Raw genomic sequence first — 12,798 nt, 5'->3', positions numbered from 1 at the left:
GCTTTGCAGCGGTGATGAATGACGTCTCTCTCCTTTTAATCGGAATGAGGTGGGTACCTGTTTCCTGAAAAATGGGTGACTCACCCTGAATGTCTGGCGCAACGAAAGCTTATTGGGCATCGTCTCCTTATGGCAGGATGAAAAATGAAAACAAGCATGCTGTTCAGTAATAGAAAATATTTTGGCGCATCAGGGTATCTGCTTTTCTTTTTTGGCGCCTGGTCGCTGTGGTGGTCTTTTTATGCGATATGGTTGAAAACAAAAATTGGGCTCAGCGGTGAAGAGTTAGGTTTGCTTTATTCCGTTAATCAATTCTTCAGCATGATATTTATGATTGGATATGGATTTATCCAGGATAAATTAGGGATCGGGAAAACGCTAATCTGGCTGATGAGTATGGTGCTGGTTCTGACCGGGCCCTTTCTGATCTATGTTTATGAGCCATTACTGTCTTCCAGCTTTACGCTGGGCATGTTCGTCGGCGCGATTTTCTTTGGCCTGGGATTTCTGGCGGGATGCGGATTAATCGAGAGTTACGTTGAAAAGTTAAGCCGCCTGTTCAGCTTTGAATTTGGCACCGCCCGGCTTTGGGGTAGCGTTGGCTATGCCGTTGGGACGTTGATTGGCGGGATCTGCTTCAGCATCAACCCCCATATCAATTTCTGGGGCGTTTCGGTGATGGGCGTTTGCTTCCTGTTCATCAACATAGTGCTCAAGTCGGACGTGCCGCGTCGGCATGCGGAGCAGAGCAATGTCGTCAGAACGCAGGATTTTTTGTCCATCTTTAAGGATAAGCAGTTCTGGTTCTTTGTTATCTTCGTGATTGGCACCTGGTCATTTTATAATATCTACGACCAGCAGATGTTTCCCGTATTTTACGCCGGCCTGTTTGATAATCCAGAGACGGGGGCGCGGGTCTATGGCTATCTGAATTCTGTGCAGGTTATTATGGAGGCCGTTGGAATGGCGCTGGTGCCTTTTCTGATTAATCGAATTGGTCCAAAGTCGGCGCTGCTATTGGGCGGAATGATTATGGCCTGCCGTATTTTAGGATCCGCCATTTTCTCGGATATTTACATCATCTCCTTTATAAAAATGCTGCATGCGATTGAAGTCCCCCTGTTTGTGCTGTCGGTCTTTAAATTCAGCGTAGCGAACTTCGATAAACGCTTGTCAGCGACTATCTATTTGGTTGGATTTAATATCGCAGGTTCGCTGGGCATTATTATGCTTTCATTGCCGATTGGGCGGCTGTTTGACAAAGTGGGTTACCATACAATATTCCTGATTATTGCCTCCGTCGTGATTGCGATGATTATCCAGGGATATTTTACGTTAAGTAAGAAATCACATAAAAAGGAAGAGATTCAGACGGTGTATGAGCCTTAACCTCTGCAGGAGAAGCGCAGGGCTTCTCCTGCCCGTCAGGCATTGTTATGGGTTTGAACGATTTTCCAGAACGCATCAATAAGCGGCTCATGCAGCCGCTTTTTCTGTGCGCACACGCCAAGCTCGAACGGCGTTTTTTCGTCGCTGCGCTCCAGAATCATCACGCGGTTGCGCACCGGTTCCGGGCTGTTCTCCAGCACCACTTCCGGCAGCAGCGCCACGCCGCAGCCCAGCGCCACCATCGATACCATGGCTTCGTGGCCGCCGACCGTGGCGTAAATGGACGGGTTACTGATCTTCTGGCGTCGGAACCACAGCTCAATGCGGCGGCGCACCGGCCCCTGATCGGCCATGATGAACGGCACCGTCGACCAGTCCGGTTTTTCAACCGACACCTGATTACGCACCGGGCAGGGCAGCGCGGGGGCGATCAGCACCACCGCCAGATTTTCCAGCATCGAGAACGCCACCGCGCCGGGCAGCGTTTCCGGCTTGCCGGCAATCGCCAGATCGGCTTCGCCCGTCACCACTTTTTCCATCGCGTCGGCGGCGTCGCCGGTAGAAAGCTTAATTTCAACCGACGGATGCTCGGCGCGGAAGCGGTCGAGGATAGGGGGAAGGTGGCTGTAGGCGGCGGTCACGGAGCAGAAAATATGCAGCTCGCCGGAAAGGGACGGCCCCTGCTGGTCGATGGTATGACGCAGCTGCTGATACTGCAGCAGCGTTTGCTGCGCAAAAACGCGCAGCTCTTCGCCCGCTTCCGTAAGCGTGACCGTACGGTTATCGCGCACGAACAGCGGCTGGCCGAGGTCTTCCTCAAGGCGCTGGATCTGGCGCGAGAGCGTGGAGGGGCTGACGTGCATGGCGCGCGCGCTGCGCCCAAAATGCCGGCTATCCGCCAGGTGTAGGAACATTTTCAGATCGCGTAAATCCACCGATTCCACTCCCTCTTTTTACATTGCAGAAATTGCAACGTGACGTTGTGAATATATCAATTTCCGCAATAAATTTCCTGTTGTAATGTGGGTACATTCTCGCTGAAACGCGAACCGAACAATAAGACACACAACATCACGAGGTATCACCCATGGCTAACTACTTTAATACACTGAACTTGCGCCAGCAGCTGGCGCAGCTGGGCAAATGCCGCTTCATGGCGCGCGATGAATTTGCCGATGGCGCGAGCTACCTTCAGGGTAAAAAAGTGGTCATCGTCGGCTGTGGCGCACAGGGCCTGAACCAGGGCCTTAACATGCGTGACTCCGGTCTGGATATCTCCTACGCGCTGCGCAAAGAGGCGATTGCCGAGAAGCGCGCGTCATGGCGTAAAGCGACCGAAAACGGCTTCAAAGTGGGCACCTACGAAGAGCTGATCCCGCAGGCGGATCTGGTGGTTAACCTGACGCCGGACAAGCAGCACTCTGACGTTGTGCGTTCCGTACAGCCGCTGATGAAAGACGGCGCGGCGCTGGGCTACTCCCACGGCTTCAACATCGTTGAAGTGGGCGAGCAGATCCGTAAAGACATCACCGTAGTGATGGTGGCGCCGAAGTGCCCGGGTACCGAAGTTCGCGAAGAGTACAAGCGCGGCTTTGGCGTGCCGACGCTGATTGCGGTTCACCCGGAAAACGATCCGAAAGGCGAGGGCATGGCAATCGCCAAAGCGTGGGCGGCGGCCACCGGCGGCCACCGCGCGGGCGTGCTGGAATCCTCTTTCGTTGCCGAAGTGAAATCTGACCTGATGGGCGAGCAGACCATTCTGTGCGGCATGCTGCAGGCCGGCTCTCTGCTGTGCTTCGACAAGCTGGTGGAAGAGGGTACGGACCCGGCATACGCCGAAAAACTTATTCAGTTCGGCTGGGAAACCATCACCGAAGCGCTGAAGCAGGGCGGCATCACGCTGATGATGGACCGTCTGTCCAACCCGGCGAAACTGCGCGCTTACGCGCTGTCCGAACAGCTGAAAACCATCATGGCGCCGCTGTTCCAGAAACACATGGACGACATCATTTCCGGCGAGTTCTCTTCCGGCATGATGGCGGACTGGGCAAACGACGACAAAAACCTGCTGACCTGGCGCGAAGAGACCGGCAAAACCGCGTTCGAAACCGCACCACAGTATGAAGGTAAAATCGGCGAGCAGGAGTACTTCGATAAGGGCGTACTGATGGTCGCGATGGTGAAAGCGGGCGTTGAGCTGGCGTTTGAAACCATGGTGGATTCCGGCATCATCGAAGAGTCTGCGTACTATGAATCACTGCACGAGCTGCCGCTGATCGCCAACACCATCGCCCGCAAGCGCCTGTACGAGATGAACGTGGTTATCTCCGACACCGCCGAGTACGGTAACTATCTGTTCTCTTACGCCTGCGTGCCGCTGCTGAAAGAGTTCATGACCACGCTGCAGCCGGGCGACCTGGGCAAGCCGATTGCGGAAGGTGCGGTAGACAACGCGCAGCTGCGTGACGTAAATGAAGCGATTCGCAGCCACCAGATCGAGAAAGTGGGTCACAAACTGCGTGGTTACATGACCGATATGAAGCGTATCGCGGTAGCGGGCTAATACCAGGTGCGGGCTGATGCCCTCACCCCGACCCTCTCCCACGGGGAGAGGGTGCAAACATTAAAGGCCTTCTCTTAGAGAAGGCCTTGCTGTTTATTTCCGATACAGCACCTTGATGATGTGGTAACCGAACTGCGTGTGCAGCGGGCCGGTTGGCTCCAGCACCGGGCAGGAGAAGACCACCTTATCGAACGCCGGAACCATCTGGCCCTGGCGGAATTCACCTAAGTCACCGCCGCGTTTGCCTGACGGACAGATAGAGTGTTTCTTCGCCAGCTTGCCGAAGTCGGCGCCTTTTTTGATTTGCTCCAGAAGATCGAGAGCCAGTTTTTCTTCCTTAACAAGGATATGCACTGCTGCTGCCATTTTTGCCATGATCGTGCCTTGAGTGGTATGGATGAGGCTCGCTATACTACCACGCTGTTATTCTCCCCTCCTGACTTTCATTGAGTGATCATTTATGCGTTTAAACCCCGGACAACAACAAGCCGTCGAATTTGTCACCGGACCCTGTCTGGTGCTGGCGGGCGCGGGTTCCGGTAAAACGCGCGTCATCACCAATAAGATTGCGCACCTGATCCGCGGCTGCGGCTATCAGGCGCGCCACATTGCGGCGGTCACCTTTACCAACAAAGCGGCGCGAGAAATGAAGGAGCGCGTCGGGCAGACGCTGGGGCGTAAAGAGGCGCGTGGGCTGATGATCTCCACGTTCCACACGCTGGGGCTGGATATCATCAAGCGCGAATACGCGGCGCTGGGGATGAAATCGAACTTCTCGCTGTTTGACGATACCGACCAGGTTGCACTGCTTAAAGAGCTGACCGAGGGGCTGATCGAGGATGATAAAGTCCTGCTGCAACAGCTGATCTCCACGATCTCCAACTGGAAAAACGATCTGATGACGCCAGCCCAGGCGGCGGCGATCGCCAAGGGCGAGCGGGATCGGATCTTCGCCCACTGCTACGGCCTGTACGACGCGCACATGAAAGCGTGCAACGTGCTGGATTTTGACGATCTGATCCTCCTGCCGACGCTGCTGCTTCAGAGCAACGAAGAGGTGCGCGAACGCTGGCAGAACAAGATCCGCTACCTGCTGGTGGATGAATATCAGGACACCAACACCAGCCAGTACGAGCTGGTAAAGCTGCTGGTGGGGCAACGCGCGCGTTTTACCGTCGTCGGCGACGACGATCAGTCCATCTACTCCTGGCGCGGCGCGCGTCCGCAAAACCTGGTGCTGCTGAGTAAGGATTTTCCTGCGCTGCAGGTGATTAAGCTGGAGCAAAACTACCGCTCGTCGGGGCGTATCCTGAAGGCGGCGAATATTCTGATCGCCAATAACCCGCACGTTTTTGAAAAACGCCTGTTCTCCGAGCTGGGCTACGGCACCGAGCTCAAGGTGCTTAGCGCGAACAACGAAGAGCACGAGGCGGAGCGCGTGACCGGCGAGCTGATCGCTCATCACTTCGTCAATAAAACCGAATACAAAGATTACGCGATCCTCTATCGCGGCAACCACCAGTCGCGCGTCTTTGAAAAGATGCTGATGCAAAACCGCATTCCGTACAAAATTTCCGGCGGCACGTCGTTCTTCTCGCGCCCTGAAATCAAAGACCTGCTGGCCTATCTGCGCGTGCTCACCAACCCGGATGACGACAGCGCGTTTTTGCGCATCGTGAATACGCCGAAGCGTGAAATCGGGCCTGCGACCCTGCAAAAGCTGGGCGAATGGGCGATGACGCGCAGCAAAAGCATGTTCACTGCCAGCTTCGATATGGGCCTGAGCCAGACGCTGACCGGGCGCGGCTACGACAATTTGACCCGCTTTACCCACTGGCTGGGCGAAATTCAGCGCCTGGCGGAACGCGAGCCCGTGGCGGCAGTGCGTGACCTGATCCACGGCATCGACTATGAGTCCTGGCTCTACGAAACGTCTGCCAGCCCGAAAGCGGCGGAAATGCGCATGAAAAACGTCAATCAGCTGTTCAGCTGGATGACGGAGATGCTGGAAGGCTCTGAGATCGACGAGCCGATGACCCTCACCCAGGTCGTCACCCGCTTTACCCTGCGCGATATGATGGAGCGCGGTGAGAGCGAAGAAGAGGCCGACCAGGTTCAGCTGATGACGCTTCACGCGTCAAAAGGCCTCGAGTTCCCGTACGTCTATCTGGTGGGAATGGAAGAGGGCTTGCTGCCCCACCAGAGCAGCATCGATGAAGATAACGTCGATGAAGAGCGCCGCCTGGCCTACGTGGGGATCACGCGTGCACAAAAAGAGCTGACGTTTACCCTCTGCAAAGAGCGCAGGCAGTACGGCGAGCTGGTGCGCCCAGAGCCAAGCCGCTTCCTGCTGGAACTGCCGCAGGACGATCTGATTTGGGAGCAGGAGCGCAAGGTGATTACGGCCGAGGAGCGGATGCACAAAGGCCAGGCTAACGTGGCGAACATTCGCGCGATGCTGGCAAAAGCGAAAGAGAAAGGCTGATTTTGTAGGCCCGGTAAGCGCTGCGCCACCGGGCAAGTTTCAGGGTATTACTTAACCTCAAGCACCCAGTGAACGTAGCTTTGCCACTGGCATTCTTGCTCAATCAGCTCCGCACCCAGCGGATGACTCTCCCGCCAATTTTCCGGCAGCGTCAGGATCAGCTTCTCGCCTTCCACCGTCAGCGTCGTCGCGGGCAGCAGATCGTCCCGTCGACGGCTGGCAAACAGGATCGCCAGGCGCAGCAGGCGGCAAAGATGCTCGGCCACGCGCGGCGGCACGGCGTTCTGCTGATGCAAAGAAGAGAGGTCCACGGCGTTGGTCTGGTTCAGCAGCAGCGTTGCCAGCAGCTTTTTCTGCGCGGGCGTATAGCCCGGTAGGTCGAGGTTACGCACCAGATAGGCGGCGTGAGCAGGCGCTTGCTTAAAATCGATGCTCAGTCCGACCTCGTGCAGCGCGCAGGCGCTTAGCAGAAGATCGCGGCTTAGCGGTTCAATATCCCAGCTTTTTTCTACCCGATCGGCGAAGAGCGAGGCTAACTGACTGACGCGTCCCGCCTGATCGGTATCCACCATAAAGCGGCGCTGAACGTTGCGCAGCGTGCGGCTGCGGATATCCTGATCGACCGACAGATGCAGCATCCCGTAAACCAGACCTTCGCGCAGCGCGCCGCCGGCCAGCGTCATGCACTGAATGTTCAGCTCGGTGAAAATCGCGATAAGAATCGCAAGCCCGCTTGGGAAAACCAGCGCGCGTTCGAGGGTGAGGCCTTCAATTTCCAGCTCTTCCAGACGGCCGCACTGGATAGCGCGCTGCTTAAGCTGCTGGAGTTTGGCTAGCGTAATACGCTCGTCCATTCCCTGCGCCATCATGATTTCCTGCAATGCCTGCACGGTACCGGAGGCACCCACGCAGACCTTCCAGCCGTGGTAGCGTAATTCATCCATCACCGGGCGCAGCACGTCGCGCGCGGCTTTTTCCGCCTCGTCGAAGTTTTCCTGGGCAAGATTGCGATCGGTAAAATAGCGCTCAAGCCAGGTCACGCAGCCCATCGACAGGCTAAACAGCGAGGTCGCCTGCGCGCCCGTACCGGTAACCAGCTCGGTGCTTGCGCCGCCGATGTCTACCACCAGACGACGATCGTCGCCGCCTGTCGTGTGCGCAACGCCCTGATAAATCAGACGCGCTTCTTCTTCACCGCTGATGACCTGCACCGGGCAGCCCAAAATTTCCTGCGCTTTGGCAATAAAGTCGACGGCGTTAACCGCCAGCCTGAGCGTCGCCGTGGCGACAACGCGGATTTGCGCGTGAGGGATATCCTGCAGACGTTCGGCAAATAGGCGGAGGCACTGCCAGCCGCGTTCCATGGCTTCAGGGGAGAGATGATTATCGCTGCTCAGGCCCGCAGCGAGGCGGACCTTGCGCTTAATGCGCGTCAGCGTTTGTATGCTCCCGGCCACCTCGCGCACAACCAGCATATGAAAACTATTAGAACCGAGATCGATTGCTGCATAGAGCGAGGTAGAACTCATACACTTCATCCTTCACGCTGCCTCATCGTTGGCTGCGCCAGCTCACACCTGTCACTTACTGGAGTAAGATCCAGGAGATTCGCTGCCTTGCCGCCTTGATGCATCATGAATGATTTTGTGTATGGCATCTTTTCTTAACCTGAACGACGACGATTACGCGGCGCGCCGCCTGAACGACGCGGACCATTGCCGGTGCGTGGGCGGGTAAGGCGCTTCGGCGGCGGCAGTTCGCTCAACAGGGCATCCGGGTTGTATTTGCTCTGCGGAATTGAGTGGCCGATGTAGGTCTCAATGGCAGGCAGGTTCAGGGCGTACTCTTCACAGGCGAGGCTGATTGAGTGGCCGCTGGCCCCGGCACGACCGGTACGGCCGATACGGTGAACGTAATCTTCGCAGTCGTCCGGCAGGTCATAGTTAAAGACGTGCGTTACGGCAGGAATATGCAGGCCGCGCGCGGCGACGTCGGTCGCCACCAGAATATCAAGATCGCCACGGGTAAATTCGTCGAGGATACGCAGGCGTTTTTTCTGCGCAACGTCGCCGGTCAGCAGGCCAACGCGGTGTCCGTCTGCAGCCAGGTGGCCCCAGATATCTTCACAGCGGTGCTTGGTGTTGGCGAAGATAATGGCGCGATCCGGCCACTCTTCTTCGATCAGCGTTTGCAGCAGACGCATTTTCTCTTCGTTAGAAGGATAGAAAAGCTCTTCTTTAATGCGATGGCCCGTTTTTTGTTCCGGCTCCACTTCGACGTACTCGGCGTTGTTCATCTGTTCAAACGCCAGCTCGCGTACGCGATAAGAAAGGGTTGCGGAAAACAGCATGTTCAGGCGCTGGTTTGCCGGAGGCATGCGGCGGAACAGCCAGCGGATGTCTTTAATGAAGCCCAGATCGTACATGCGGTCTGCTTCATCCAGCACCACGACCTGGATTGCGCCGAGGTTGATATGGTTCTGTTTTGCGTAGTCGATAAGACGGCCAGTGGTACCAATCAGGATATCCACGCCGCTTTCCAGCACTTTCAGCTGTTTGTCATAACCGTCGCCGCCGTAGGCCAGGCCCAGTTTCAGCCCGGTTGATTGCGCCAGCGGCTCAGCGTCTGCGTGGATCTGTACCGCCAGTTCTCGCGTTGGAGCCATAATGAGCGCACGCGGTTGGTTAACTTTGCGGTCTGCAATCGCTGGATGAGAAAGTAAATAATGAAACGTTGACGTTAAGAACGCCATCGTTTTGCCAGTACCGGTTTGCGCCTGCCCTGCAACATCGCGACCGGCCAGCGTGAGCGGCAGCGCGAGGGCCTGAATGGGCGTGCAGTTATGAAACCCTTTACTTTCAAGGGCTTCGATCACCTTAGGGTGCAGGGCGAAGTCGGAAAACTTCTGTTCTGTTAAATGTGTTTTGCTCATAGTGTGGTAGAATATCAGCTTACTATTGCTTTACGAAAGCGTATCCGGTGAAATAAAGTCAACCTTTAGTTGGTTAATGCGACATCAACACGTCGTTGATGAGGGCGAAACCAACGCACCAGGCTTATTCCTGTGGAGTTATATATGAGCGATAAAATTATTCACCTGACTGACGACAGTTTTGACACGGACGTGCTTAAGGCTGACGGGCTGACCCTCGTCGATTTCTGGGCTGAGTGGTGTGGTCCTTGCAAAATGATCGCCCCGATTCTGGATGAAATCGCTGACGAATATCAGGGCAAACTGACCGTTGCTAAACTGAACATCGACCAGAACCCGGGCACCGCGCCGAAATACGGCATCCGCGGTATCCCAACCCTGCTGCTGTTCAAAAACGGCGAAGTGGCGGCGACCAAAGTGGGCGCACTGTCCAAAGGTCAGCTGAAAGAGTTCCTGGACGCTAACCTGGCGTAAGGTTTCTCGGCTGCGCGTCCAGAGCGCCTAAATGATGTGGATCTCTGGACGCCCGGCTTTAGTCGTGCTAAGTTAGCTATGACTTCGTTTTAAACATACCTTGTTGTTTGAATCTTGTTTTACCCGATACTTCCCGTTGTTGCTGTAAACAGTGCGTGAAGTTGCTAGATTCCGGGCTTGTCACTCAATCCGTCTTGTCGTTTCAGTTCTGCGTTCTTTCCCTGTGACCAGGCAGCGAACAGACATGAGTTGATGGCCGCTAAACAGGCATGGATGACCCTGCCATACCATTCACAACATTAAGTTCGAGTATTACCCCGAGTTTAAGAACCCACACCATTATGAATCTTACCGAATTAAAGAATACGCCGGTTTCTGAGCTGATCACTCTCGGCGAAAATATGGGGCTGGAAAACCAGGCTCGTATGCGCAAGCAGGACATCATTTTCGCCATCCTGAAGCAGCATGCTAAGAGTGGCGAAGATATCTTTGGCGACGGTGTGCTGGAGATATTGCAAGACGGATTTGGTTTCCTCCGCTCTGCAGACAGCTCCTACCTCGCCGGCCCTGACGACATCTACGTATCCCCCAGCCAAATCCGCCGTTTCAACCTCCGCACTGGTGACACCATTTCAGGTAAGATTCGTCCTCCTAAAGAGGGTGAACGCTACTTTGCGCTGTTGAAAGTTAATGAAGTTAACTACGACAAACCGGAAAACTCGCGCAATAAGATCCTGTTTGAGAACTTAACGCCGCTGCACGCGAACTCTCGCCTGCGCATGGAGCGCGGTAACGGTTCAACCGAAGACTTAACGGCTCGCGTGCTGGATCTGGCCTCACCAATTGGCCGTGGCCAGCGTGGCCTGATTGTCGCGCCGCCTAAAGCGGGTAAAACTATGCTGCTGCAGAACATCGCGCAGAGCATTGCTTACAACCATCCAGACTGCGTGCTGATGGTGCTGCTGATCGACGAACGTCCGGAAGAAGTGACCGAGATGCAGCGTCTGGTGAAAGGCGAAGTTGTGGCTTCCACCTTCGACGAGCCGGCATCTCGCCACGTTCAGGTTGCGGAAATGGTTATCGAGAAGGCGAAACGCCTGGTTGAGCACAAGAAAGACGTGATCATCCTGCTCGACTCCATCACCCGTCTGGCGCGTGCGTACAACACCGTGGTTCCGGCTTCTGGTAAAGTGCTGACCGGTGGTGTGGATGCGAACGCCCTGCACCGTCCGAAGCGTTTCTTCGGTGCGGCACGTAACGTGGAAGAGGGCGGCAGCCTGACCATCATCGCAACCGCGCTGATCGATACCGGTTCTAAGATGGACGAAGTGATTTACGAAGAATTTAAAGGTACAGGCAACATGGAACTGCACCTGTCTCGTAAAATTGCTGAAAAACGCGTCTTCCCGGCTATCGACTACAACCGTTCCGGTACCCGTAAAGAAGAGCTGCTCACCACTCAGGAAGAGCTGCAGAAAATGTGGATCCTGCGCAAAATCATCCATCCGATGGGTGAAATCGACGCAATGGAATTCCTCATTAATAAACTGGCGATGACCAAAACCAACGACGATTTCTTCGACATGATGAAGCGCTCGTAACGCAAATAATCCCAGTAAACGCCACGTTTTTACGTGGCGTTTTTTATTTATGGGCTATACGCTATTACCACATACTCCCATTTTCGAACGGTCGGTGAGAGAATAAGCCGGTTTGAACAATCAAAGAAATAATTGATTGAAAAACATACAAAGGGAGTAGTAAAGGCGAGCTTTATTCCTTCTGAGGCAGAGGCTTCATGGTTATACTTCCGGGACTAACATTTGTTGAGAGCAATCCATTGTGAATCTACTCACTGCAGTTACTGAGCTGATCAGTATTTTTTTATTCACAACCTGTTTTTTGTTCATCGCGCGTAAGGTGGCAAAAAGAATCGGGTTGGTGGATAAGCCTAATTTCCGTAAACGTCATCAGGGCCTCATTCCACTGGTTGGGGGGATTTCAGTTTACGCGGGCATCTGTTTCACGTTCGGTATTGCTGATTACTATATTCCACACGCGGCGCTTTACCTCGCGTGTGCGGGCGTGCTGGTGTTAGTCGGCGCGCTGGATGACCGCTTTGATATCAGCGTCAAAATCCGCGCTACCGTGCAGGCCGCCATTGGCGTAATCATGATGGTTGTCGGCGGGCTCTATCTCAGAAGCCTGGGCTACGTTTTTGGTCCCTGGGAGCTGGTCCTCGGTCCGTTTGGCTTCTTCCTGACGCTGTTCGCCGTCTGGGCCGCCATTAACGCCTTCAACATGGTTGATGGTATTGACGGTTTGCTCGGCGGCCTGTCTTCCGTCTCGTTTGGCGCTATTGGCATTATTTTGTGGTTTGACGGTCAGTACAGCCTGTCAATGTGGTGCTTTGCCATGATTGCCGCCATCCTGCCTTACATTCTGCTGAACCTTGGCGCGCTGGGCCGTCGCTATAAAGTGTTTATGGGCGATGCGGGCAGTACGCTGATCGGCTTTACCGTTATCTGGATTTTGCTCGAAACCACGCAGGGAAAAACCCACCCTATTAGCCCGGTGACCGCGCTGTGGATCATCGCGATTCCGCTGATGGATATGGTGGCGATCATGTATCGCCGTCTGCGTAAGGGAATGAGTCCTTTCTCCCCGGACCGTCAGCATATTCACCACCTCATTATGCGTGCGGGCTTCACTTCACGTCAGGCATTCGTGCTCATTACGCTGGCGGCGGCTATTCTGGCCGGTATTGGCGTCGCTGCGGAATACTTGCACCATTACATTCCAGAATGGGTAATGTTGGTATTGTTCTTGCTTGCATTTTTCCTTTACGGTTATTGCATTAAGCGCGCATGGAAAGTAGCGCGATTTATCAAACGTGTTAAACGCAGGATGCGTCGGAACAGTGGCAACAACACAACATTAACTAAGTAAACCGGG

At 54.8% G+C, this 12,798-nt stretch carries 10 protein-coding genes; 6 read left to right on the top strand and 4 right to left on the bottom strand.

From position 1 onward, the window contains the following. The first annotated feature begins 144 nt into the window (after positions 1 to 144). On the top strand, positions 145 to 1,389 hold the full coding sequence (locus V1599_RS02085) for an oligosaccharide MFS transporter (protein ID WP_181573263.1): 1,245 nt from the start codon (positions 145 to 147) through the stop codon (positions 1,387 to 1,389). Between the two features lie 35 nt (positions 1,390 to 1,424). On the opposite strand, the gene ilvY is transcribed toward V1599_RS02085, so the two are convergent. Next, entirely contained in the window at positions 1,425 to 2,324 is a 900-nt protein-coding gene (gene ilvY, locus V1599_RS02080; protein WP_112012649.1) for an HTH-type transcriptional activator IlvY, read from the bottom strand. Between the two features lie 152 nt (positions 2,325 to 2,476). Here ilvY and ilvC point away from each other — a divergent pair, with 152 nt between their 5' ends. Then, a complete protein-coding gene (ilvC, locus tag V1599_RS02075) occupies positions 2,477 to 3,952 on the top strand; it encodes a ketol-acid reductoisomerase (RefSeq protein WP_297123281.1) in 1,476 nt (491 codons plus the stop codon). Between the two features lie 93 nt (positions 3,953 to 4,045). Here the strand turns inward: ilvC and ppiC are convergent, their stop codons facing one another. Beyond that, a complete protein-coding gene (ppiC, locus tag V1599_RS02070) occupies positions 4,046 to 4,327 on the bottom strand; it encodes a peptidylprolyl isomerase PpiC (protein ID WP_395300946.1) in 282 nt (93 codons plus the stop codon). Positions 4,328 to 4,412: 85 nt separating this feature from the next. Between ppiC and rep the strand changes: the two genes are divergently transcribed. Beyond that, on the top strand, positions 4,413 to 6,437 hold the full coding sequence (rep, locus tag V1599_RS02065) for a DNA helicase Rep (RefSeq protein ID WP_297123283.1): 2,025 nt from the start codon (positions 4,413 to 4,415) through the stop codon (positions 6,435 to 6,437). Positions 6,438 to 6,484: 47 nt separating this feature from the next. On the opposite strand, the gene gppA is transcribed toward rep, so the two are convergent. Together gppA and rhlB are read right to left on the bottom strand one after the other, a co-directional pair. Then, complete coding sequence (gene gppA, locus V1599_RS02060) at positions 6,485 to 7,966, bottom strand: guanosine-5'-triphosphate,3'-diphosphate diphosphatase (RefSeq protein WP_112012645.1); 1,482 nt, start codon at positions 7,964 to 7,966, stop codon at positions 6,485 to 6,487. Positions 7,967 to 8,100: 134 nt separating this feature from the next. Beyond that, complete coding sequence (rhlB, locus tag V1599_RS02055; protein WP_112012643.1) at positions 8,101 to 9,369, bottom strand: ATP-dependent RNA helicase RhlB; 1,269 nt, start codon at positions 9,367 to 9,369, stop codon at positions 8,101 to 8,103. A gap of 144 nt (positions 9,370 to 9,513) precedes the next feature. On the opposite strand from rhlB, the gene trxA reads away from it, so the two are divergent. The 3 genes from trxA to wecA all read left to right on the top strand — a co-directional run bounded on the left by trxA (position 9,514) and on the right by wecA (position 12,792). Continuing rightward, positions 9,514 to 9,843 (top strand): thioredoxin TrxA, encoded by a 330-nt coding sequence (trxA, locus tag V1599_RS02050; protein WP_004386384.1) that lies wholly within the window; start codon positions 9,514 to 9,516, stop codon positions 9,841 to 9,843. A 341-nt stretch (positions 9,844 to 10,184) separates the two neighbouring features. Beyond that, entirely contained in the window at positions 10,185 to 11,444 is a 1,260-nt protein-coding gene (gene rho, locus V1599_RS02045; protein WP_001054528.1) for a transcription termination factor Rho, read from the top strand. A 241-nt stretch (positions 11,445 to 11,685) separates the two neighbouring features. After that, positions 11,686 to 12,792, top strand: a complete 1,107-nt coding sequence (gene wecA / locus V1599_RS02040) for a UDP-N-acetylglucosamine--undecaprenyl-phosphate N-acetylglucosaminephosphotransferase (protein ID WP_112012642.1) — start codon at positions 11,686 to 11,688, stop codon at positions 12,790 to 12,792. Positions 12,793 to 12,798: the final 6 nt, after the last annotated feature.

Origin of the sequence: Enterobacter sp. ECC-175, assembly GCF_043968675.1 — a bacterium.
GTDB lineage: Bacteria > Pseudomonadota > Gammaproteobacteria > Enterobacterales > Enterobacteriaceae > Enterobacter.
Note: the sequence above shows the minus strand (reverse complement) of the source record. Positions and strands in the feature narration are given on the sequence as shown.